This window comes from Paenibacillus oryziterrae, assembly GCF_042610485.1.
Classification (GTDB): Bacteria; Bacillota; Bacilli; order Paenibacillales; family Paenibacillaceae; genus Paenibacillus_AQ.
In genome coordinates this window covers 175,831-198,739 of record NZ_JBGJZO010000008.1, presented here as the reverse complement: position 1 = coordinate 198,739, position 22,909 = coordinate 175,831, and the positions used below count along the sequence as shown (strand labels likewise).

The 22,909-nt window shown below is 50.0% G+C and carries 19 protein-coding genes; 7 read left to right on the top strand and 12 right to left on the bottom strand.

Going from position 1 to position 22,909, the window contains the following annotated elements; all coding sequences use genetic code 11:
- Nucleotides 1-119 precede the first annotated feature (119 nt).
- Nucleotides 120-305, bottom strand: a complete 186-nt coding sequence (locus tag ACAN55_RS11645; RefSeq protein WP_379132403.1) for an H-type small acid-soluble spore protein — start codon at nt 303-305, stop codon at nt 120-122.
- Between the two features lie 45 nt (nt 306-350).
- Nucleotides 351-572, bottom strand: coding sequence for a hypothetical protein (locus ACAN55_RS11640; protein WP_379132400.1), 222 nt, complete (start codon nt 570-572; stop codon nt 351-353).
- 91 nt (nt 573-663) lie between these two features.
- Between ACAN55_RS11640 and ku the strand changes: the two genes are divergently transcribed.
- The 3 genes from ku to ligD are packed head-to-tail and all read left to right on the top strand — an operon-like array spanning nt 664 to nt 3,487.
- Nucleotides 664-1,623 (top strand): non-homologous end joining protein Ku, encoded by a 960-nt coding sequence (ku, locus tag ACAN55_RS11635; RefSeq protein WP_379132398.1) that lies wholly within the window; start codon nt 664-666, stop codon nt 1,621-1,623.
- Nucleotides 1,624-1,634: 11 nt separating this feature from the next.
- Nucleotides 1,635-2,585 (top strand): ATP-dependent DNA ligase, encoded by a 951-nt coding sequence (locus ACAN55_RS11630; RefSeq protein ID WP_379132395.1) that lies wholly within the window; start codon nt 1,635-1,637, stop codon nt 2,583-2,585.
- Nucleotides 2,586-2,602: 17 nt separating this feature from the next.
- Complete coding sequence (gene ligD, locus ACAN55_RS11625) at nt 2,603-3,487, top strand: non-homologous end-joining DNA ligase (RefSeq protein ID WP_379132392.1); 885 nt, start codon at nt 2,603-2,605, stop codon at nt 3,485-3,487.
- Nucleotides 3,488-3,627: 140 nt separating this feature from the next.
- Here ligD and ACAN55_RS11620 read toward each other — a convergent pair whose 3' ends face one another.
- Together ACAN55_RS11620 and cls are read right to left on the bottom strand one after the other, a co-directional pair.
- Complete coding sequence (locus ACAN55_RS11620; RefSeq protein WP_379132390.1) at nt 3,628-4,536, bottom strand: YitT family protein; 909 nt, start codon at nt 4,534-4,536, stop codon at nt 3,628-3,630.
- Between the two features lie 93 nt (nt 4,537-4,629).
- The gene (gene cls / locus ACAN55_RS11615; protein WP_379132387.1) at nt 4,630-6,060 is read right to left on the bottom strand and encodes a cardiolipin synthase; all 1,431 of its coding nucleotides are present in this window, start codon (nt 6,058-6,060) and stop codon (nt 4,630-4,632) included.
- A 207-nt stretch (nt 6,061-6,267) separates the two neighbouring features.
- Here cls and ACAN55_RS11610 point away from each other — a divergent pair, with 207 nt between their 5' ends.
- Both ACAN55_RS11610 and ACAN55_RS11605 read left to right on the top strand, forming a co-directional pair.
- A complete protein-coding gene (locus ACAN55_RS11610) occupies nt 6,268-7,317 on the top strand; it encodes a M23 family metallopeptidase (protein WP_379132384.1) in 1,050 nt (349 codons plus the stop codon).
- A 15-nt stretch (nt 7,318-7,332) separates the two neighbouring features.
- Entirely contained in the window at nt 7,333-7,782 is a 450-nt protein-coding gene (locus ACAN55_RS11605; RefSeq protein WP_379132381.1) for a bactofilin family protein, read from the top strand.
- Between the two features lie 16 nt (nt 7,783-7,798).
- Here the strand turns inward: ACAN55_RS11605 and ACAN55_RS11600 are convergent, their stop codons facing one another.
- From ACAN55_RS11600 to ACAN55_RS11580, 5 genes are all read right to left on the bottom strand, one after another.
- Nucleotides 7,799-8,587 carry an ABC transporter permease gene (locus ACAN55_RS11600; protein ID WP_379132378.1) on the bottom strand — a complete coding sequence of 263 codons (789 nt, stop codon included), beginning with the start codon at nt 8,585-8,587 and terminating at the stop codon, nt 7,799-7,801.
- Nucleotides 8,580-9,497 carry an ABC transporter ATP-binding protein gene (locus ACAN55_RS11595; RefSeq protein ID WP_379132427.1) on the bottom strand — a complete coding sequence of 306 codons (918 nt, stop codon included), beginning with the start codon at nt 9,495-9,497 and terminating at the stop codon, nt 8,580-8,582. The genes ACAN55_RS11600 and ACAN55_RS11595 overlap by 8 nt, the downstream gene beginning before the upstream one ends.
- 441 nt (nt 9,498-9,938) lie before the next feature.
- Nucleotides 9,939-14,534, bottom strand: a complete 4,596-nt coding sequence (gltB, locus tag ACAN55_RS11590) for a glutamate synthase large subunit (RefSeq protein WP_379132375.1) — start codon at nt 14,532-14,534, stop codon at nt 9,939-9,941.
- Nucleotides 14,535-14,935: 401 nt separating this feature from the next.
- Nucleotides 14,936-17,206, bottom strand: a complete 2,271-nt coding sequence (locus ACAN55_RS11585; RefSeq protein WP_379132372.1) for a YhgE/Pip family protein — start codon at nt 17,204-17,206, stop codon at nt 14,936-14,938.
- A gap of 153 nt (nt 17,207-17,359) precedes the next feature.
- Nucleotides 17,360-17,935, bottom strand: a complete 576-nt coding sequence (locus ACAN55_RS11580) for a TetR/AcrR family transcriptional regulator (protein ID WP_379132370.1) — start codon at nt 17,933-17,935, stop codon at nt 17,360-17,362.
- Between the two features lie 262 nt (nt 17,936-18,197).
- On the opposite strand from ACAN55_RS11580, the gene ACAN55_RS11575 reads away from it, so the two are divergent.
- Complete coding sequence (locus ACAN55_RS11575) at nt 18,198-19,379, top strand: MGDG synthase family glycosyltransferase (RefSeq protein ID WP_379132366.1); 1,182 nt, start codon at nt 18,198-18,200, stop codon at nt 19,377-19,379.
- 33 nt (nt 19,380-19,412) lie between these two features.
- Here ACAN55_RS11575 and ACAN55_RS11570 read toward each other — a convergent pair whose 3' ends face one another.
- From ACAN55_RS11570 to thpR, 3 genes are all read right to left on the bottom strand, one after another.
- Nucleotides 19,413-20,096, bottom strand: a complete 684-nt coding sequence (locus ACAN55_RS11570; protein WP_379132364.1) for a metal-dependent hydrolase — start codon at nt 20,094-20,096, stop codon at nt 19,413-19,415.
- Nucleotides 20,097-20,156: 60 nt separating this feature from the next.
- Nucleotides 20,157-21,029 (bottom strand): cell wall hydrolase, encoded by an 873-nt coding sequence (locus ACAN55_RS11565; protein ID WP_379132360.1) that lies wholly within the window; start codon nt 21,027-21,029, stop codon nt 20,157-20,159.
- Nucleotides 21,030-21,147: 118 nt separating this feature from the next.
- Entirely contained in the window at nt 21,148-21,822 is a 675-nt protein-coding gene (gene thpR, locus ACAN55_RS11560; protein WP_379132358.1) for an RNA 2',3'-cyclic phosphodiesterase, read from the bottom strand.
- A gap of 28 nt (nt 21,823-21,850) precedes the next feature.
- Here thpR and ACAN55_RS11555 point away from each other — a divergent pair, with 28 nt between their 5' ends.
- On the top strand, nt 21,851-22,807 hold the full coding sequence (locus ACAN55_RS11555; RefSeq protein WP_379132356.1) for a D-2-hydroxyacid dehydrogenase: 957 nt from the start codon (nt 21,851-21,853) through the stop codon (nt 22,805-22,807).
- Nucleotides 22,808-22,909: the final 102 nt, after the last annotated feature.

Here is a 22,909-nt window from a genome sequence, read left to right as displayed (position 1 = left end):
TTAAGCTAATGGCTACTACTGCCTTCGCCATTCGGGACTTCAACCCTAGAGATAGCGCCCATGCTGGGCGCACTAAAAAAACAGGACCCGATCATGGGCCCTGCTTCACTTCATGTCTTTTAACGTTCCTGCTCCTCGAGCCGCTCTACCCCAACCGTATGTGTATTGGCCGGACGCGACCCCACCTGAACGGTAGCCATCCCGTTATCCGCATCCACATGCTCAATCCATACCGGTTCTCCATCCAGGTGAACAGGGATTGTCTCTTTCGACTCAAAAATCGATTTGGCGCGTTTAACATCCATAGTTGCAATGTTCCTCCTTGAGCGGTTCCAGGTTATTTAAACTCCTCATGACCTATCGTCTCTTGTGTTGTCCAGGTCCCCTGACAATTCGCCAAGGGTGCGATCAGCATCCAGATCTTCTGCATGTTCCTCCATCTCCGCCTCAGGCCCAGGCATGGTGACGGCCTCCCAATCTACAATATCACCAGGAATATCCTCTCCACCGAGCAGGCCGCTAAGCCGCTGATCCACTTCATCCCCCCGCTCTGAATTTAGCAATGTTGGCATCTTTATTCTTTTACCAACCTTCACAAAAAATGCATCTGCGTAGAAAATGTCCTTTTACCTCATACTATACGAAAAAACAGGAGGTGCCGTTATGCATACCGTCTGGAAAGGGGCGATCAGCTTCGGTCTGGTACATGTTCCGGTCAAAATGTTCTCCGCCACCGAAGACAAGGATATTTCACTGCGCTATATCCATAAAGAGTGTGGAAGCCCGCTATCCTACGTGCGTAAATGCCCAGTATGTGATAAAGAGGTCGCCTGGGAAGAAATCGGCAAGGGCTATGAATATGAGAAAGGGAAGTTTGTTATCTTCGACAAAGAAGAGCTGGAGCAGTTAACGGAGGAGAGCAGCAAAAGCATTACGATTCTGGATTTCGTCGATTTAACTGAAATTGATCCAATGTATTTCCAGAAGACCTACTACCTCTCCCCCGATCAGGCAGGCACGAACGCATACCGCCTGCTTATGGAAGCCATGCGGCAGACGGGAAAAATCGGCATCGCCAAAATATCCATCCGCTCCAAAAGCAGCTTAGCGGCCATCCGGGTGCTCGATGAATGCCTCGCAATTGAAACCATTTATTATCCCGACGAGATCCGCCCGGTATCACAGGTGCCTAACCTGCCCGAAGTCGCTGCCGTGAATGATAAAGAGCTGGATATGGCGAAGCTGCTGATCTCCCAGCTCTCCACTCCGTTTGATCCGGCTAAATATACCGATGACTACCGTCAGCGGATGCTTGACCTGATCTCCCACAAGGTTGCCGGCGAGGAATTCCATATTGCGCCTGCCCGCCAAGAGAACAACGTCATCGATCTCATGGCCGCTCTTCAGGCCAGCATTGAAGCCGTACAGCATATTCCTACCGATCCTGGAACGGCTGCTTTTGGCGGCGGCAGAGCGGCTAAATCCGCTAAAACAGGAGCCAGCAAGAGGGGGACAGCTGCCAAATCCGGCACCAAATCGGCAACTGACAGTGATGCACCAACTCCAGTGATTACTCCGAAGCCGAAGCGCCGTACCGCCAAAAGTAAAGAAACGGTGTCCTAGGAGGAATGGCGATGAAATTCTCGCCTGTTGTTCCCTTTGAACCGGTGATCTCTCAGGATCTTCCGGATGGAGATGCCTGGATTGCCCAGATTAAATGGGACGGTGTGCGCATGCTGGCTTATTATGACGGGACCTCAACCGAGCTGATTAACCGGCGCGGGAACCGCCGTACCCTGCAGTATCCCGAATTAAATGATGTCACGGCTTACTGCAAAGCTGACTCCGTGATTCTGGATGGGGAGATTATCGCCCTTAAACAAGGTAAACCTTCCTTCCATGAGATCATGCAGCGGGACAGTCTGAGAAAAGAACAAGCCATTCAGGCGGCCTTAAGCCGGATTCCTGTCATTTATATGGTGTTTGATATTTTATACTGCAATGGCCATTGGACGGTTGATCAGCCCCTGTCGCAGCGTCAGCTGCTTCTGTCCGAAATGGTAATACCTCATCCGCATGTCCAAGTCGTTCCCAGCTATAACCACCCGGCAGAGCTGCTGAATGCTGCCCGTACGAACGGGTTGGAGGGGATTATCTGTAAAAATCCGAACAGTATGTACGCACCTGGCGGGAAGGACAAACGTTGGCTGAAGTATAAGATCATCTCTGACCTGAACGCAGTAGCAGGGGGATTCACCATCCGTGACGGCAGAATTAATGCCGTGGTACTCGGTCTCTACGACGATGATAACAAGCTGCAGTACATTGGACATGCGGGACCCGGACGTCTAAATTCGGCAGATTGGCGCAAGGTAATCGAACGAGGGGCTGCTCTATCCACGAAGATTTGTCCTTTCGCCACGGCTCCTGCGCGGGGTTCAGGAGTCATCTGGATAGAACCTATGCTGGTGTTTAAAGTGAATTACCTCGAATGGAATGCTTCGGGAACACTCCGCCATCCGGTAATCCAGGCAGAGGTTCAGATACCTCCCGGAGAATGCAGACTCGAAAGGCACTCATTCTGAAGGAAAGGAGCCCGCATATGCCCGTAAAGATAAAAGGCTCCATAACTGTTAACGGCCACTCCATAGCCATCACTAACCCGGACAAGCTGCTCTGGCCGGAAGTGGGGATTACCAAAAAAATCTATCTGGAGAAGCTGGCCGCCCTCTCTCCCTACCTGCTCCGGTATTGCCGTAAGCGGCTGCTGACGGTTATCCGCTACCCACACGGTGTGGACGGGATGTCCTTTTATCAGAAAAATGCTCCTGAACCGCTCCCAACCTACGTTCAGACCAGCGTTCATGAGAACATCGTCTACATAGTGCTGGAGGGTCTGCCTGAACTGCTGTGGCTGGGCAACTCTGCGGCTCTTGAGTTCCACCCTTCTCTCCACTACGTTGGAAGCGACCTCCCGTGTGAATGGATGATTGATCTGGACCCTTCACGCGAGATTGAGCCGCGGATCATGGAGGCGGCCTCTATTGTCGGCAAGGTACTGGGGTCCCTGGGTCTGCAATCTGTTCCGAAGACCTCAGGAGCAACAGGAGTACAGATTATTGTTCCCATCAGGGAAGGCATAACCTTTCAGGATCTGCGGATGATCGGTCACTTTGTCGGACGTTTTGTCACAGAGAAGCATCCCGGTCTCTTTACTTTGGAGCGTCTGAAGAAAAACCGGGGTGATAAAATCTACTTTGATTATCTCCAGCATTTCGGCGGCAAGACGCTGGCTGCACCCTACACCCCCCGCGCCCGCCCGCTCGCAACCGTGTCCACTCCATTAACCTGGGAAGAGGTTGAGAGCGGTGTAACACCTGCGGACTTCCATCTGCTAAATATAGAGCAGCGGCTGCAGCGCGTAGGTGATCTGCTTGAGAAGGTTCCTCCTCAGCCGGTAGAAGATATCATCACCCGGTTAAAATAAATAAGCCCGCAAGCATGGGAATATGCTGCGGGCTTATCGTCGTGCCGTTTACGGAACGAAGGTACTTTATGTGAGAATACGGGACAAAGATGATCTCCGCCGTATTTAATGCTCAGTGCGTTATAATGCTGATGAAACCGCTAATGGATCGCTTTTTTCTTGAAACGGCCGCCTTTGACATCATGAATATTGCCGATTGCGACAAATGCATCCGGATCCCAATCTTCAACGATGGCTTTCAGCTTCGCTTCTTCCAGACGTGTAATCACGACAAAGATCACTTTCTTATCTTCACCCGTGAACCCGCCTTCGCCCTCCAAATAAGTCACTCCGCGTCCAAGCCGCTCGGTCAGCGCTTCTCCGATATCCCGGAATTTATCGCTGATAATCCAGACGGACTTCGATTGATCGAGACCTTCAAGCGTCACATCAATCATCTTGAATGCAATGTAATAAGCAATCAGCGAGAACATGGCATTATTCCAGCCAAACACAAATCCTGCGCCCGATAAAATAAAGAAATTGAAGAACATGACGACTTCACCAACAGAGAAAGGCAGTCTTTTGGACACCAGGATAGCCACAATTTCTGTACCGTCCAGTGATCCTCCGTAACGCACGACCAGTCCTACCCCTACACCGAGGATGACACCGCCGAATACAGCCGCCAGTAGCGGTTCTACAGTCAGTGGCTTAACAGGATGCAGCAGTTGGGTGCCGATGGACATCAGCACGACAGCCATCAAGGTGGATAAGGCAAAGGTTTTGCCGATTTGCTTGTAACCGATAATTAGGAATGGAACATTAAGCAAGGTCAATAAAATACCGAGGGGGATATCAAAAATATCCGATAGCATAATGGAGATACCGGTGATGCCTCCATCAATCAATTGATTCGGGACGAGGAAAATTTCGAGTGCAACGGACATCATGGCCGCTCCAATGATGATCATGATGATCCTTTGGGCTAATTTGGCCGTCCTCACAGCTCCAGACTTTGGCGGCTTGTTGAACTCTCTTTCAGCAACTTTTGTTTGGTTAACAGTCATTAAACTCCCCCTATTACGCAGAATAAGTAACTATACTATTTATTATAACATAACTACACCCCCCATTTCTTATGGATAATGATAACTTTCCTCTCATAGAAGCGGCGAAAGTATATAACACAACTGTTCCTTCAGCCTCATCTTTGCACCGCGCTTCCTGAATACTGTAGGATCGATATATACACTTTCCTCAAGATCTCCCTTGAATTGAGACACAATGTGTTCAATCCGGTCCGGACTAAGCAGCACCGCAGTCAGCTCGAAATTCGAATAGAAGCTCCGCATGTCCAGATTGGCACTCCCGATGGATGCCAGCAGCGAATCGGCAATCAGCACTTTTGCATGCATAAAACCCTTGTGATACCGGTAAAATTTCACTCCCGCATCCTGCAGATTGTCCAAATAGGACAAAGACGCATGATATACCAGCCAACTATCAGGCTTCGCTGGAATAATAATCCGGACATCGACACCACGGAGAACGGCACTTTTTAGCGCACGGCAAATCGCAGAATCGGGAATAAAGTAGGGAGAAGTGATCCATATCCGTTGTTTAGCTGCCCCGATGGCCGCAAATATTACCTCTTGGGAACCATCCACTTCATCATCCGGCCCGCTTGCAACAATCTGCACAGCTTCCCCCCCAGAGCATTTGTGCGGCGGGAACAGCCGTGGGTGGCTGAGTTTTTCACCGGAAGCAAGCCTCCAGTCCTTCAGAAAGGCGAGCTGGATAAAGTAGACGGAATCCCCCTCTAGCCGGATATGCGTATCGCGCCAATACCCCATTTTCGGATCCTCACCCAAATAATCATCACCTACGTTTATGCCTCCCGTGAACCCGATTATTCCATCCACGACAAGTATTTTCCGGTGATTCCGGTAGTTAAACCGGCGGTCCAGAAAGGACAGCAGCGGCGGCAGAAAAAAATGAAACTCCACGCCCCCATGCCTAAGCTCGGCAATGAATCTCCGGCTCAGCTTATGGCTGCCCAGGCCATCACACAGCAGACGCACCTTCACGCCCTGCCGGGCCTTGCGGATCATCACTTCTTTAAACCTTGTCCCAATCTTATCCTCGCGAAAAATATAAAATTCCGCATGAATATGCTCGTTGGCAGTCTCCATCGCTTCCAGCATGGAATCATAGGCCTCTTCGCCGCCGGGAAGGATAAGGCTTTCGTTCCGGGCTGTAATAGGCCCTTCCGATAGCCGTGACAGTAGATGCAGCAATCCCTGCTGCTCCGTAAATTGCGGATTGCCGCTCTCCTCCGCCTTGCTCACAAGAAGACTTCTTTTCTCCACATGGCTTCTAATTTCGCGGAATAGCATTTTTCCTTTGCCCCGGACCTTTTTTGCCTCCCTGTAGTCCCGGCCAAAAAAGTAATAGAATAGCAGCCCCAGCGGGGGGCAGAAACATAGGATAAACAGCCACGCCACAGCTCTTTGCGGCCGCCGATATTCAAAGAACAGAATGAGTACTGCCTGCACAATAAAAAGGCATAAAAGGATAATTACTATTTTCATAACGCCAGCTCCCCCCACTTGCATATTGCTTCGGCATCATTCCTGTAAGACTCTAATACAGGTTTTGCCGTAATACTCCAGCTTTATTCAAACAAACCTTTGTCATGTTCACCAAAGTTATGGAATACATAGAATAATAGGCGACAACGGATGAGCCCTACAAAATCATTAAAGAGCGGCTTACCAAAGCCGCAGGAAGGAGAAGCCATGAAGAGTCAGCACGATCATAATCAGATTACGCTGCTCGTCGTCCGGGATGCGGGACGTCCGGTGAGGCAGCTTCGGATATCGAAGCCCATGGCACTGGCAATACCGGCCGCTGCCGCACTCTCCATCTCCAGTCTGGTCACCTCCATGCATTATCATTCTTCGCAGTCCATCTCCCAGCTTGAAGCTGAAGCCGCCGCGCTCTCACTTCAGAATCTGCAGATGGAAATGCAGGTTGCTGATAAGGATGAAATCCTACAGCAGCTGCAGTTGGAGTTATCCTCACTCTCCGAGGAAGCGGACAACATTAAAAACAAACTGAAAGATGTAGACAATCTGGAGCAGCAGCTTCAGGATTTAATTAAGCAGCAGAGCGGCACCCCTTCTTCCAAAAGCTTAAAAGAAGGAACAGCTTCAAGTCCTGCCAAAACAAGCGGAGCGGCGAACCTGGTCCCGTCTGCACATGTAGGCGGAGAGTACATCGCAGTGCATGAGAGTGAAACCATCGATTTGGTTCAGGAAACCAAGGATGATTTCGCGGAGATCCGCAGCCTCCTGGATGAGATGGTGAGCAGCATACCACTTACGATTACGGAGGCACAGAAGGTATCCTCGCTTCAAGCCCGCAAGTTGCTTGCCGAGCAAGCAAAGCTGGCTCCAGCGGTAATCTGGCCTACACGTTCCAAGATCATTACCTCGAGTTTCGGCTATCGCACCGATCCCTTCGAGGGATCTTCTGCCTTCCATGCCGGTATTGATATTGCCGGTAACACAGGAGACCCTGTACTTGCCGCTAAAGCCGGCGTAGTCATCGCCGCTGAGCAGCAGGGGGCCCGTGGGAAATACATCATCCTGAAGCATGAAGACGGGCTGGAGACCTGGTACATGCATCTCTGCAGTATGAATGTCTCACCCGGTGACAAGGTCAAGAAGGGAGCAAGAATCGGACTCCTCGGGAATACAGGCCGCAGTACCGGCCCGCATCTTCATTTTCAGGTAGTTAAACAGAATAAACCCGTGAATCCGCTTAATTATGTGGATCCGGATTAAAAGGAGGATTTCATGATGTGGAAAAAACGGCAACCACGCAGCACGTTCAAGGGGACAGACTCACTCATCGGTCAAGGCGGAAATTTCGAAGGCAAGGTTAACAGCGACACCAACCTGCGGATTGAGGGGATTTTTAACGGTGAAATTCATTGCAGCGGCACAGTTACTGTCGGTGAGCACGGCACAGTCCGCTCTAGCATTACCGCCGAGGAAGTGATTATCGCCGGTAAGGTGTATGGAAATATCTCAGCAACCCGTCAGATTGTCATGACGAGTACGGGACAGCTTCATGGCAATATCGCTACAGGGGCACTCTCTATTCTGGAAGGCGGTCTGCTGAATGGCTCTGTGGTCATGAAAGAACAACCCGCCTCTCTAAAAGCAGGCGGGCCGGAAACCGAACCGAGTGGGGACAAGAAGGATATTCGTCCCGCCAAACCACTGAGTTCACGGGAAGTAGGATAAGCTGATATTTCCTGAATTAAGCAGCAACATCTCTTTTTCGGAATACAAACCAGGCTAGCAGCATGAAGACAATATAATAAGCTGCCAGTACCGCAACGGAGAACCCCAATGTAGTCCCGCCAAGTCCAGTCTTGTTCACGAGGTACACGCTGAGATCCAGGTGGGTAAAGAGCAAATACTTAGCCCATTCATAACGTTCGGGATTAAAAATGGCGTTAAAGATCGACTTGGTAAACACAAGGAACAACGACAGCCCGATGGCAAGGCTGCTGGTTCGGAAAACTGCAGATAACATAAAGGTTAATGTCAGAATCAGAAACAACTCGATATATCTGCACACAACCAGCATCAGCGAATACCCGGTTATACTCCAGCCCGATGGTGCTGTTGCCAGCTCCGAAGCCGTGCCGGAGAAGAAAATTGCCGATGTTATGTAATTCAGCGCAATCATTAATACTGTAGAGGCCAGACTGAATAGAATCAGCGACAAATATTTGGATAGCAGTATTTTAGACCGGCTCCAAGGGCGGATCAGAAGCAGCTTAATCGTTCCCCAGGAGAATTCGCCCGCTACGGAGTCGGAGGCCACCACAATCGTAAATATCGTATTTAGAATAAATGCCAGGCTCAGGGTAACTTGAAAGGAATCCCATACTCCAAAGTCAGAGGATTGACCACCCGTCAGGTAAAATAGCACCGGCATCAGTACACTGATCCCAGCGAGGATAAACAACATGATCCAGGTACGGACACGCCGGTAGATTTTAATATGCTCGTTTAGAATTAGCGCTGTGAAATCACTCAATACCTTCCCCTCCTGTCATCTCCAAGAATTGATCCTCCAGCGAACGGGTAACCGTGCCGATGGCGTACACCTTGACCCCACCGCTTACCAACCGGGCGTTCAGCTCAGCAATCTCTTCCCTCGTCCCCGAAACGACCAGCCCGCCCTCCTTCAGGATTCCGCCGCCTGCCAGTAGTCTCGCAGCTTCAGGATCATCCACTTCAAAACGGGTCTCTCCCGCAGGCAACACAGCTTCCCCTACGGTTTTGAGCTGCCGGACATCAATGAGCACTCCATTCTGGATGATCGCCACACTGTCGCACATCAGCTCCATCTCAGACAGCAAATGGCTGGAGACAAACACCGTGGTCCCCTCTTCCTGGCACAGACGGCGCAGATAATCGCGCAATTCCCGGATACCCTGCGGGTCTAGCCCGTTCGTCGGTTCATCCAGAATAAGCAGCTTCGGCCGGTGCAGTAATGCCTGGGCTACGCCAAGCCGCTGCCGCATTCCCAGCGAGTAGGTTTTTACTTTATCATGTATCCGATTACTGAGACCTACCAGTTCCACCACTTCATCGATTCTCTCTTTCGTTACGCCCCGGACCATGCGGGCATACTGGCGCAGATTCTGATAACCGGTCAGGAATTTGTACATCTCCGGATTTTCGACGATAGCCCCTACATGGGCAATGGCTTCTTCAAAATGGCTTTTGATACTTTTTCCGCAGATTTGAATATCCCCGCCGCTGATCGAGATCAGCCCGACCATCATACGGATCGTTGTGGTCTTCCCGGCTCCATTGGGCCCCAGAAAGCCAAATACCTGACCGGCTGGAATATCCAAGGTGAGATTGTTAATCAGTGTCTTCGATCCAACCTTTTTGCTTACTCCCTGCAAGCGGGCCACGGGTGTTCCCGTTTCTGGCATGTTCAGCATTCCTCCACTCCCTTTCTTCTCCCGGATATTCTACCACAATTATCCTTTTATCAAAAATAAGAATAGCCTAGGTCNGCGGGCCACGGGTGTTCCCGTTTCTGGCATGTTCAGCATTCCTCCACTCCCTTTCTTCTCCCGGATATTCTACCACAATTATCCTTTTATCAAAAATAAGAATAGCCTAGGTCGTAACTACGGTGAATGTTTGGACTTCCGGCCGCTGTTGTCTCCAGATTTCTTTATTAAAACCGCTGTTCGCGGTTGAAATCCGGAGACAAAGGCGCACGCTCCCGCTCCTCCAGTTCCAAAAATCCCCCTTCGTTACCTTTGCCTCTTCTACATTTTTTTTATGTCTTAAAAAATAAAGGACCCGGCTGCCTCCGTTTCCGGAAGCAAGCCAAGTCCTTTTTCAACAAATGCTCGATAATAATGTTATCCGCCTACACGGGCAAGCTCGCGCATATTGGCTTCGAATGCAGCCATCAGTGCGGCTTCTCCGGTTAATCCGGTATCTTCAACCTTACGGATCTGCTGCATCATACGCTTGTAATCCTTAGGAATGACACGAACAAATTTCGGGAGTACATCCTCCCATTGATCGAGGATACGCTGTCCGGCCAAGCTTCCTGTGTATTCCGCATGTTTGCTAATCAGACCGCGAAGCTCTTGAATCTCTTCCGGCTCCTCCACACGCTCCAGCAGCACCATTTCCAGGTTGCAGCGGCTGACAAAGGTATTGTCAGGATCATACACGTAAGCAATACCGCCAGACATTCCTGCCGCGAAGTTACGTCCGGTTCCGCCGAGAACTACAACGCGTCCACCTGTCATATACTCACAGCCGTGGTCACCCACACCTTCAACAACGACATTCGCTCCGGAATTGCGAACCGCGAAGCGTTCTCCGGCAATACCGCTGATATAGGCTTCACCGCTGGTTGCGCCATACAGCGCCGTGTTGCCGATGATAATGTTATCCTCCGCTGCGAAGGTTGCTTTCGACGACGGTTTAACGATCAGCTTGCCGCCGGAAAGGCCTTTACCCACGTAGTCATTGGAATCGCCTTCTACGGAAATCGTAATTCCCTTCGGCACGAATGCACCCAAGCTTTGTCCGGCCGATCCGGTGAAGTTAAGACGGATGGTATCATCCGGCAATCCGGCAGCACCGTATTTGCGGGTCAGCTCGCTGCCCAGAATCGTTCCGACTGCACGATTCACATTGGTAATCGGCAATTGAGCTTCAACCGCTGTTCCCGATTCGAGAGCCGGAGCCGCAAGACCCAGCAGAGTGCTGACGTCCAGTGTTTCTTCAAGACCGTGGTTCTGGAACTTCGTGCGGTAGCGGGTGCTGCCTTCAGGCAGCTCCGGTGTATGCAGCAAGCTGGACAGATCCACGCCTTTTTTCTTCCAGTGAGTTGACGCTTGTGAAGCATCGAGGCAATCCGTACGGCCGACCATTTCCTGAATGGTGCGGAAGCCCAGACTCGCCATGATCTCGCGCAGATCCTGTGCCACAAAGGTCATAAAGTTGACCACATGCTGTGGATCGCCAGCGAAGTTTCTGCGAAGCTCAGGGTTCTGTGTCGCAACGCCAACCGGACAGGTATCCATCTGACAGACGCGCATCATGATACAGCCTACAGCTACCAGTGGTGCTGTGGCGAAGCCGTATTCCTCGGCTCCAAGCAGAATCGCTACGGCTAAATCACGGCCGTTCAGCATTTTTCCATCGGCCTCGAGCACAACACGGTCACGCAGATTGTTCAGCATCAGCGTCTGGTGTGTTTCGGCCAGACCCAGCTCCCATGGAAGTCCGGCATGACGGATGGAGTTCATCGGCGAAGCGCCCGTACCTCCGTCATAACCGCTGATCAGGATAATATCTGCACGGCCTTTGGCCACACCAGCTGCGATGGTGCCTACACCAACCTCAGATACAAGCTTAACGTTAATATTGGCACGCGGATTGGCATTCTTCAGATCATAGATCAGCTCCGCTAAATCCTCGATAGAGTAAATATCATGATGCGGAGGAGGCGAGATCAAACCTACACCTGCGGTTGAACCGCGTACTTCCGCAACCCAAGGGTATACCTTACGGCCCGGAAGCTGCCCACCTTCACCCGGCTTCGCTCCCTGCGCCATCTTAATCTGGATTTCATCCGCATTCACCAGGTAATTCGAGGTTACGCCGAAACGACCCGATGCTACCTGCTTGATCGCACTGCGGCGGGAATCCCCGTTGGCGTCGGGAATGAAGCGTGCCGGATCTTCTCCGCCTTCACCCGTATTGCTCTTGCCGCCAATCCGGTTCATGCCGATGGCAAGCGTCTCATGGGCTTCTTTACTAATCGAACCAAAGGACATCGCGCCGGTCTTAAAGCGTTTCGTGATCGATTCAACCGGTTCAACCTCTTCCAAAGGAATCGGTTCACGGTCCGACTTGAGCTTCAGCATCGAACGAAGAGTCAAGTGCTTCTCACTCTCACCCTGTACCAAATCCGCATACTTCTTGTACGTATCATAATCCCCGCTCCGCACCGAATGCTGAAGCAGATGAATGGTCTGCGGGTTGAAGAGATGCTCTTCACCGTCGCTTCGCCATTGATACTCGCCGCCGGAATCCAATACTTTATCGTTTCCGTCCTTGTCAGTGAAAGCACGGTTATGTGTAAATAACACTTCTGCAGCAACTTCCTCAAGGCCGATACCGCCAATACGGGATGGTGTCCATGTGAAGTAACGGTCCACAAATTCCGAATTCAGGCCAACGGCTTCGAAGATTTGCGCTCCGCGATAGGAATGAATCGTCGAAATGCCCATCTTGGACAAGATTTTAACAACACTCTTAGTTGCCGCTTTGATATAGTTCTTAACAGCTTTCTCATGCGAAATCCCGCGCAGCAGTCCTTGGCTGATCATATCGTCCAAGCTCTCGAAGGCTAGGTATGGATTGACCGCACTTACACCGTAACCGAGCAGGAGCGCATAATGGTGAACCTCACGCGGTTCGCCGGACTCCAGCAGAATACTAACCTTCGTCCGTGTGCCTTGACGGATCAAATGGTGATGCAGGCTGGCTACAGCCAGGAGCGCCGGAATAGCTGCATTCTCACGGTCAACCCCGCGGTCAGAAAGAATAAGAATGTTGTGTCCTTTGCCGATAACACGGTCAGCAGCCTCGCATAGACGGTCAATCGCAATTCTCAGACCCTCTGCGCCGAGCTCTGCGGGGAACAGAATCGGAATGGACATCGACTTGAACCCGGCACGGCGTACATGGCGCAGCTTCGCGAACTCCTCATTCGAAAGAATAGGAGATTCCAGCGAGATCTGCCGGCAGCTCTCTGGCTCCGGTTTGAGCAGGTTCCGCTCAGGTCCAATCGTCGTTTTCGTTGAAGTTACCAGTTCTTCACGGATAGCATCAATCGGCGGGTTAGTTACCTGCGCGAACATTTGTTTGAAATAATTGTATAGCCGCTGCGGACGGTCCGAGAGCACGGCAAGCGGAGAGTCATACCCCATCGAGCCGACAGCTTCGGCCCCTGTGGATGCCATAGGCTCCAGAACTTTGCGTAAATCCTCAAACGTATATCCGAATGATTGCTGGAGCTGCTGCACATTGTCATGTCTTGGATTCGGCAGTTCAGGCGCATCCGGAAGCTCATCCAGGCTGATCAAATGCTCATCCAGCCATTCGCGGTACGGATTCTCGGCAGCGATGGCCGCCTTCACTTCCTCATCAGAAATAATGCGGCCTTCCTTCGTGTCCACTAGAAGCATACGGCCCGGTCTCAGGCGGTCCTTGTATAGTACATTCTCAGGCGGAATATCCAGTACTCCCGCTTCAGAAGACAGAATGATCAGATCATCTTTGGTTACATAATAACGTGAAGGACGCAGTCCGTTACGGTCAAGTATCGCTCCGATCTGCACACCGTCGGTGAAACCCATGGCAGCCGGTCCATCCCATGGCTCCATAAGGGTACTGTGATATTCATAAAAAGCTTTCTTCTTCTCGTCCATACTATCGTGGTTACTCCAAGGCTCAGGAACCATCATCATAGCGACATGCGGCAGGGAACGGCCGCTCAGGTACAGGAATTCAAACGTATTGTCGAACATCGCTGTATCCGACCCGTCCGGATTGATAACCGGTTTGATCTTGGCAAGATCTTCCCCGAATACTTCACTCTTAAAGAGGGATTGACGGGCATGCATCCAGTTCACATTACCGCGAAGTGTATTGATTTCACCGTTGTGAATCATAAAGCGGTATGGATGCGCTCGCTCCCAGCTCGGGAATGTATTGGTACTGAAACGGGAATGCACCAGTGCAATCGCCGATTCCAGGGTTTCGTTCTGCAGGTCAAGGTAGAATTGTCCTACCTGTTCAGTCGTTAACATTCCTTTATATACAATTTTGCGGCAGGACAAACTTGGAAGATAGAAAGAAATGCCTTCTTCTACGCCGCCGTAACGGATCGCAAGCTCAGCGCGCTTGCGGATTACGAACAATTTACGTTCAAAAGCAAGCTCATCCTTGATTTCAGGGGCGCGTGCGATGAACACCTGGCGAACATAAGGTTTAGCAGCCTTTGCCGTCTTGCCCAGCATCTCATCAAAAGTAGGCACGTCGCGATAGCCGAGTACTTCCTGTCCCTCTTCAGCAATGATCTCGCTCAGCAATGCTTCATGGCGGGCGCGAATTACTTCATTATGAGACAAAAAGATCATGCCGACGCCGTATTGGCCTTGCTCCGGAAGTTCAAATCCCAGGGTCTTCGCCTCTGCCGCAAAGAAACGGTGTGGAATTTGCAGCATAATGCCCGCTCCATCACCGGAATTGGGCTCGGCTCCCTGGCCTCCCCGATGCTCCATGTTAAACAGCATAGTTAAGGCATCTTTTACAATGTCATGGGAAGGCTTGCCTTTGATGTGGGCAACAAACCCCATCCCGCAGGCGTCTTTTTCAAACTGGGGATCGTAAAGTCCCTGTTTAGGGGGCAGTTCAGAATGTCTCATGATATGCAACCTTTCTATTATAAAGTAGACGTTTTCACAAGATATTTACAAATTTTCAGAAATAGGTAGCCTGCACACACTGCATTAAATCCTTAATAATTATTCATTCAGATTCGTTATATCATTTTATCATCGACCTGACATGAGCGCAATTTAAACTTTTTTATGATGTTGATTAACATTTGTTTTTGCGACACAGCTTTAGTGGGCGAAAGCGTAAAAAATCTATAGTATGCATAATTATGCACAAAAAACGAATAAGCTCTTATTCATTGTAAGCGGTTAAATGGATTTTACTTATTCTTTACACTTCACGTAAATCGAATTCACAATCCCAAATAGCACAAAAAGCCTCCGTAAGGAGGCTTTTTGAATGGACCTATACTTTCTGTTTTATCGGATTATACAGTCAAAACTTGTTCACTATTCATAACCACTTCGGTGTCCCGGTCACGGGTCATGAAGTAACCAAAAGTGAGGGCAAGGAATGCCACACCGTAGATGGCCAGCAAGCCGGCATCAGACCACATTGCGCTGTAATCTCCGGTTGAGATGACCGCTTTGAATCCTCTGACACTATAAGTCATAGGCAGCAGCGGATTGAAGAACTTCATCCAGTTCGGAATCAGCTCAAGCGGGAAGGTTCCTGCACTTGTAGTCAATTGGAAAATAAGAACTACAATGACCACGAAACGTCCCGGTTGATCCAGCCAGGTTACAATCGCCTGAATCACCCACATGAAGGCCATGCTGGTAATAAAGGTGAATGCGTAGAAGAGTGGAACATTTTGAACATGAAGCCCAAGTCCATAAAGGAGTACTATCGCTGCGAGCAGAGATTGCAGAACACTCATCATGGAGAACGAAAGTGTCCGGCTAATGAAACGGTTAAATCGGCTAGCGCCAATAACTTCTGAATTACGCATTGGAATAACAAGCGTACAAATTAATGCGCCTACGAACAGGCCGAGCGACAGGAAGTATGGAGCAAACCCGGTTCCGTAATTCGGAACTTCGTTCACCTTATGCTCTTCAATGACTACTGGCTGAGCGAACATTTGCACAAGCGCATCTGTTTTGTTCACCGCACTGGTCTGCCCTGCTGCATCACCAAGCTTGGAAGCCAGTTCACTTGATCCGGATTTCAATTGATCCATGCCGTCCTTCAATTCACCGGCACCAGCTGCCAGTTTCTTCGAACCATCGGCTACTGAACCAATACCGCTACCCAGCTGTTCAACTCCGCCAAGCAGCTTCGATGCACCAGCACCCAGCGCTTTTCCGCCGTCTGCCAGTTTGCTTCCGCCCACTGCAGCTTCGCTCAGTTTCGCACCGAATTGTGTCATGCCTGCGGTAAGCTTGCTTCCGCCTTTCTCAAGTGCTGCTGCGCCTTCAGCCAGCTTCTTCTGGCCTTCAAGCAGTTGTGTACTGCCAGCGTTCAATTGTGCAGCACCATCATGCAGCTGTGTTACACCAGCATCAAGCTGCTGTGAACCTGCATGCAGCTGGGTGGCTCCCAGCGCCAACTGCTGTTGGCTTTGCTGCAGCTGTTCACTGCCTGTTGCAACAGCCTGGCTTGCTGCCAGCAGCTTTTGTACATCCGGGCTTGCTGCCAGCTGAGGATTGGACTTCGCCAGCTGCTGCAGCCCTTGAGCTACCGCTTTGGCACCTTCAGTGACCTTCGTGCTGCCATCTGTAGAAGCTTTAAGTCCAGCTTCCAGCTTCGCGCTGCCGTCAACAACAGATTTCGTGCCGGCTTGCAGCTTTGTTGTACCTTCCACGGCCGAAGCGGTTCCGGCTTGCAGCTGTTCTGTTCCAGCCAGCGTCTGCTGTAGCCCTTGGCTCAGCTGTTTGCTGCCGTCTGCAGTCTGTTGCACACCAGCCTGAAGCTGCTTATGCGCGCCCGATAGCTGGCTTAGCCCACTAGCCAGACTGCTTGTGCCGGATTCCAGTGCTGTAGCACCGTTACTCAGTGCACTCGCACCTTTCGTCAATGGATCAACGCCACTCAGCAGTTTGCCGGTACCATCCTTCAGCAACAGCAGATTATCGTTTAACTTAAGTGCACCATCATCAAGTTTGCCAGCGCCATCAGCAATCTTCGCAGCGCCATCTCCCGCTTCGCCAAGTCCGCTGGAGATTTCAGTGAACTTATCAAATACGGATTCAGTATAAGCTTCAGTCACTTTAGCCGAGATTTTCGCTTTAATGTCTTTCACTGCAGTACCACCGATTTGACCGGCAAGGAAGTTATAACCCTCGTTTGGTTCAAAAATCAGACTGGCCTGCTTCGGTTCAGGGTCCAGCAGAGTCGTAGCGTTCGCTGAGAAATCCTCAGGAACCACAATAGCCATATAATAGGTATTGTCCTTCAGTCCCGCTTCCGCTACCTCACGGGTAACGAAATTCCACTCAAAGCCATCGGTCTTCTTCAATTCATCCACCAGATCATTGCCGGCACTAAGCTGCGAACCTTCATAACTTGCGCCTTTGTCTTCATTAACTACAGCGACCGGCAGCTCATTCATTTTGCCGTACGGGTCCCAGAAAGCCTTCAGGAACAATCCGCTGTACAGTACTGGAATGAAAAGGACAACAAACATCGGGATTAACACTTTAGGATTCTTTATCGCCGCACCGAGATCCTTAAAAAATACGGATAATGATTTCATTCTGGTTCTCTCCTTGTCATATACTCTCTTTATAGATAAATTTTTAGTGAAACAAACTCACTAAATTCAGAAACACGAAGTGACTATTTTCCCCAATCGGTCAATTAATCTCATAAAAAAATGCCTTTCGGCTTTTTTTTATCCGCTCTAGCTTTATTGTGCCAACCCTTCAGCCAAAAACAATTGAAAATAGTTCTTGATTTGCTCTTTATCAAGGGGTGCATGCACTTTATTCAGTTCAGCAGTCAGAACGATGTATAATCTGAACATGACTACCGAGACGATTTTGGGGTCGCAGGGCTTGATCTCTCCCTGACGGATGGCGTGCTCCACCTCATGTTCCAAATATTCCAGCACAACGCTCTCGATTTTATCGAGCCCTTCACCGGCTTGAGGTGTTCCAAATTCACGGCTCTCCTGAGACAGCTTAATGAACAGCTCGTGTTCGCTCCGAAATTCCAGCAGGGCATCCAGCACCCGGTGCAGATTATCAAAAAAGGGCTTATCTCGTCTGATCTCCCGTTCGGCGATATGCTTCATCTCTGTCACTACATCGCGCAGAATCTCATCAAATAACTGCTCCTTATTCGTAAAAAAGGTGTAAATCGTTCCTTTACCCACATTGGCAATCTTCGCGACCTGGTCCATTGTAGTTGCCTTGTAGCCAAATAAAGAAAAAGATTTGGTCGCAGCCTGCAGCACCTGCTGCCTTCGGTCCACCACAGCCACTGTGCACTTCCTTTCTCAAAAAGATCAATGGTATAAGCGTTCTGACCAATTTACTAATCTGGTCACTCGGTCATAAACTACTTTAGCACTTTGTTTTCGTCATTGCAATACCTGGGCAAATCTTTTATTTTTTATTTTTTGCAGTGTTTTAACTTTCTATTTACGTCTTATTTGTATAATGTGAGATGAGTATAGAACTTAATTCGTATATAATAGTAGAGACATCGTAATTTTATTGATAAGGAAAGTAGCAGGTGAACTTATGCGAAAGAAAAGAGTACTGCTGTTTTCGGAAGGCTTCGGTACGGGCCACACAGGGGCAGCCTATGCTCTCGCCGAAGGAATTAAGCTGCTGAATCCGGATGTCCAATGCAGAGTCATCGAGCTGGGTCGGTTCCTTAACCCAACGGTGGGTCCTTGGATTCTTTCCGCTTACCGAAAAACCGTCAGCAGCCAACCGAAACTGGTCGGCATGATGTATAAGACACAATATCATAAATCATTGAACCGGTTAACCAAGCTTGCACTGCACCGGATCTTTTATACTCATGCCTCACAGGTTATCGAACAGCTTAAACCCGATTTAATTATCTGCACCCATCCAATCCCGGCCGCTGTCATTTCGAGGCTGAAGCGCCGCGGGCTGAACGTGCCGCTATACACTCTGATTACAGATTATGATGCTCATGGCAGCTGGGTCAACGCCGAGGTGAACCGTTATCTTGTCTCCACTCCTCGGGTCAAGTCGATTCTAACCGGGCGCGGCATCCCATCAGAGTTTGTAACAGTAACCGGCATCCCGGTTCATCCGAAGTTCTGGGAGCGCTCGAACAAGACGCAGCTGCGCAAGGAGCTAGGGCTCGCCGATATTCCGACAGTACTGATCATGGGCGGAGGCTGGGGGCTGATGTTCGGCAAAGACGTCATGGATTCCCTGACAGCCCGAATGGATGATATACAACTGGTCTTCTGTATGGGAAGTAATGAAAAGATGGTAGCTAAAATGCGGGCGAATCCGCTCTTCCATCATCCTAATGTCAAGATCATCGGCTACAGCAGCGAAATTAACAAGCTGATGGATGCCTCTGACCTGCTCATTACCAAGCCAGGCGGTATGACTTGTACCGAAGGCCAGGCCAAAGGTATACCCATGCTCTTCTACAAGGCGATCCCCGGGCAGGAAGAGAAGAACTGCCAGTACTTTGTAGAGCTCGGACTCGCCGAAGTACTGGATTCATCCGTCGTAGATAAATGGTATCGGCTATTGCTTCGTGAGTACACGTCTCTTGAGGAACAGCGGAAACGGCGGTTGTCACCGGAACGCTACCAGCCGCGAAATTGCGCTGCTACCGTGCTGGAAATGCTCGGTAACCCCGCACCGGCAACAGAACTAAAACCTTCATACACCCCTAGCCGCAGCGAAGAAGCGGTTGTTGTAACCTAAAAACAGGCAGACCCTAATGGTCTGCCTGTTCTCTTATAATTCGATACTCTCACCTGGAACTAATGGGTAACCTTCTATCCCATCCTGGCGCAGCCGGTCGCAGAACGCAGCTCCATCCTGAGCAATATCAGGGAAGGTATTGTAATGCAGCGGAATGATCTTACCTGCTCGCAGCCAGCGGGCTGCAAGCAGCGCATCATCCGGCCCCATCGTCAGCATATCTCCTATTGGCAGGGCAGCTACGTCAATGGCATTTCGCTCTCCGATGAGACGCAGGTCCCCGAACAAGGCAGTATCTCCCGCATGATACAGCGTCTGGTCAGCTATGGTCAGCAGAATTCCTGCAGGCTGCCCCGCATAGATCCAGAATTCTCCTTCCTTAATGGAAGACGAGTGAAAAGCCTGCGTATATTTAACGGTGAATCCGCCAAACGAATGGGACCCGCCGATATTCATATGCTTGACCTTTACTCCCTTCATCCTGCAATATTCCGCCAGCTCGTACACCGCAAAGATAGGGCAATCATTATTCTTCGAGATCGCAAGGGCATCACCAAAGTGGTCAGAATGACCGTGGGTCAGCAGAACGGCATTTACCTTAATATCATCCGGTGATATTCCTGACGAAGGATTGCCCGATAGAAAGGGATCGATTATTACCTTTGTGTCTGCAGATTCAACTAACAATGCGGAATGTCCGTAGTACGTGATCTTCATGAAGCCACACTCCTCCTCCAATGTTCATATCACTAGTTTACCCTAAATCGGCAAAATGAACTATTTGTAGAAAGTGTGATTCCCTATCGTCTTGGCATAGGTTCTGGAATGATGCACGGTAAGATCCTGGGCAAGTTTGAGAGAAAGGAAAAAATAAGTATCGTCCGAAACCTCTTTTATTCCGGAGAGAGCTGCCTCGACAGCACGAATACTATCCTCGTTTGGCTGTACGCGCTTAAGACGCCCGTTCGCCACAGGACTAAATTGGCTTTTCTGATAAATAACATCCTTGATCGTGTCTGGGAAATTAGCGGACCGCAGACGGTTCAGAACAACGTTGGCAACTGCCACTTTGCCCTGGTACGGTTCGCTCTCTGCCTCTGCCATCACAATTTTCTGTAGCAGAAGCACTTCTTCTTCGGATACAGCGTAGATCCAGGTAGCCTTGCTCTGCTCTTCCTGGTTTAATAGCATGGTCCGTGTGAAGAATAATGTAGTGGGGGATTTTTGCTGAGATGCTGTAATCTTCTGTACTGTCTGATGTACCCCCGCCGCAGCCGTAATCTTGGGCTTCACCGTTGTTGGTGCGGCAGCAAAAGCAGAAGCTGCACTAGCTTTCACGGGTGCTGCTGGGACTTCTTCCTTTATGCTTTCTGTGACTAGCAGCTCTGTCCGGGCTTCCCAGACTGGGATAAACGCCGCTGCTGCTATATTGAGTTTCGTCTGGGCCTTCTGCTTGGTCCTTATATCGCTGACTTCGCCTGCCATCGGCAGATTCCCCTTAAGTCCTGGTGATTGCAGTTTAACCATTTGTACTCTACTCTGCTTCCCTTCCGAGACGGCTCCCGGGTTCATCAGGGTTATCGCTGAGAAGCACACTAATATAACACTAACCAACAGCGCTACATAGCGGCTTTGTTTAAATATCAACATATTATTCCTCCTATTGCCAGCACATTCCTATTCTATGTAACCGAAAATGGGAGGTTTGAATACATTTTTGATGATTTTCTGTAAATATAACAAAGTTACACTACGTCATTCATACTCTTTATCTCTCAAAAAATGTAATGTTCTCAACAATCTCGTACATCGGACTCTTATGCATCCTTGTGGCAAATAAAACGATGCCATCGACGCTCCAGTCCCTGTTGTTGACAACCTCTCCCGATTCCTTATCCATTAGCTGCAGAGCCCGAAGCCGCTCTGCGAAGTGTGGCTGTTCTCCTCTATATTTCCGTGCCAGCGTGATATGCGGGCTGTATTTCCGCTCCTCGCCAGTGAAGCCAAGCGGCAGTGTCGCTGCGCAAACCGCCTGCTGTAATTCATGTAATGAATCCAGATCGCCTCGAACGCCTGCCCAGAGTACGCGGGGCGATGAAGGCACGCCAAAGGTTCCATAATTGGATACACTCAAGCCGAATGGCGATAAGCCGCCTGCCGCTTTCTTGAGTGCTGCGGTAAGGGCAGGAATTTGGGATACTGCCGTATCTCCAAGAAACTGCAGAGTGATATGATAATCCTCTTCATGCGTCCATTTGGCAAAACTCAGTTCACTCTTTAAGTGCCCACATGTATGGCTTAGTGCGGCCCGCTCTTTGGCGGGTATTTTTACTGCCACAAACAATCGTTCTGAATCTTTATCCCGTACATTCCGATCCATCGCAATTTCACCTTTTCCGGTAGATTTGATATCCTTAACACCATAGGCTTTATCATTTCTCATCTATCGCAAATATTTGGAGGAAATCTAAATGACCAAATCGATTGTATGTTTGCAGCCCTTGACTCCCCAGCAGCAGGAGAGTATCACAAGAGCTGCTCCGGATTACACACTTACGGTTACCGATGCGAAGAATCCGGATATGGAGCTGCTCAGCCAAGCAGAAATCGTTATCGGCTGGGCCAAGGGCATCAGCGACACTATGCTCCGAAGCGGCACACCGCTTCGTTGGATACAGACATGGTCTGCTGGTGTAGAAAAGCTTCCACTTGAACGCTTTGAAGAGCAGGGCATCCTTCTGACCAATGCCAGCGGCGTGCATGCTGAGCCGATTACCGCCGTCATCTTCGGGTTTATGCTGATCTTCACACGTAACCTGCACACCGCCATCCGCAATCAGGATGCCGGGATCTGGAATTCCGACAATACCGAAAGTGAGCTGACCGATAAAACAGCTGTTATCGTTGGTACAGGTGCCATCGGAAGAGAAACCGCCAGAATCGCCAAAGCTTTCCGGATGAAGACCATCGGTGTCAGCCGTTCTGGAACGCATCTGGCCGATTTCGATACGATGTATACCACTGACCAATTAAAGGAAGCCGTGAGACACGGAAACTTTATTATAAACACACTTCCTTTAACTGACAAGACTCGGGAGTTGTTTGATAAGTCGATATTCGCTGCATGCAGGCCGGGCGGCTATTATATTAATATCGGACGGGGAGCCACTACGAGCACGGAAGATCTAATGGATGCACTAAATAGCGGACACCTTTCCGGTGCCGGACTGGATGTATTTGAGACTGAGCCTCTACCAGCCGATCACCCTCTCTGGACCATGAAACAAGTAGTGATTACTCCCCATTGTGCAGGGGCTACGGACCGGTACGCCGACCGTGTCGTAGACATCTTCTTAGACAACCTGAAGTCCTACCAGTCAACGGGAGCTCCTTCACGCAATATTGTAGATTACAGCCGTGGGTACTAGCCCTTCCCTAGAAGGCAACCCTTTATTCTACAAACACATAAAAAGCCCCGGAGTGGCATTTACGTTATCGTAAATACGCTTCCGGAGGCTTTTCATTGTTGG

Excerpts from the sequence above, each read along its gene's own strand:
- ACAN55_RS11605 (WP_379132381.1), top strand. The coding sequence starts at position 7,333 with ATGTGGAAAAAACGGCAACCACGCAGCACGTTCAAGGGGACAGACTCA.
- thpR (WP_379132358.1), bottom strand. The coding sequence starts at position 21,822 with ATGAGAAATGATAAAGCCTATGGTGTTAAGGATATCAAATCTACCGGA.
- ACAN55_RS11640 (WP_379132400.1), bottom strand. The coding sequence starts at position 572 with ATGCCAACATTGCTAAATTCAGAGCGGGGGGATGAAGTGGATCAGCGG.
- ACAN55_RS11570 (WP_379132364.1), bottom strand. The coding sequence starts at position 20,096 with ATGAAGATCACGTACTACGGACATTCCGCATTGTTAGTTGAATCTGCA.
- ACAN55_RS11595 (WP_379132427.1), bottom strand. The coding sequence starts at position 9,497 with ATGCCAGAAACGGGAACACCCGTGGCCCGCTTGCAGGGAGTAAGCAAA.
- ACAN55_RS11630 (WP_379132395.1), top strand. The coding sequence starts at position 1,635 with ATGAAATTCTCGCCTGTTGTTCCCTTTGAACCGGTGATCTCTCAGGAT.
- ligD (WP_379132392.1), top strand. The coding sequence starts at position 2,603 with ATGCCCGTAAAGATAAAAGGCTCCATAACTGTTAACGGCCACTCCATA.
- ACAN55_RS11575 (WP_379132366.1), top strand. The coding sequence starts at position 18,198 with ATGCGAAAGAAAAGAGTACTGCTGTTTTCGGAAGGCTTCGGTACGGGC.
- ACAN55_RS11620 (WP_379132390.1), bottom strand. The coding sequence starts at position 4,536 with ATGACTGTTAACCAAACAAAAGTTGCTGAAAGAGAGTTCAACAAGCCG.
- cls (WP_379132387.1), bottom strand. The coding sequence starts at position 6,060 with ATGAAAATAGTAATTATCCTTTTATGCCTTTTTATTGTGCAGGCAGTA.
- ACAN55_RS11555 (WP_379132356.1), top strand. The coding sequence starts at position 21,851 with ATGACCAAATCGATTGTATGTTTGCAGCCCTTGACTCCCCAGCAGCAG.
- ACAN55_RS11610 (WP_379132384.1), top strand. The coding sequence starts at position 6,268 with ATGAAGAGTCAGCACGATCATAATCAGATTACGCTGCTCGTCGTCCGG.
- gltB (WP_379132375.1), bottom strand. The coding sequence starts at position 14,534 with ATGAGACATTCTGAACTGCCCCCTAAACAGGGACTTTACGATCCCCAG.
- ku (WP_379132398.1), top strand. The coding sequence starts at position 664 with ATGCATACCGTCTGGAAAGGGGCGATCAGCTTCGGTCTGGTACATGTT.
- ACAN55_RS11645 (WP_379132403.1), bottom strand. The coding sequence starts at position 305 with ATGGATGTTAAACGCGCCAAATCGATTTTTGAGTCGAAAGAGACAATC.
- ACAN55_RS11585 (WP_379132372.1), bottom strand. The coding sequence starts at position 17,206 with ATGAAATCATTATCCGTATTTTTTAAGGATCTCGGTGCGGCGATAAAG.
- ACAN55_RS11565 (WP_379132360.1), bottom strand. The coding sequence starts at position 21,029 with ATGTTGATATTTAAACAAAGCCGCTATGTAGCGCTGTTGGTTAGTGTT.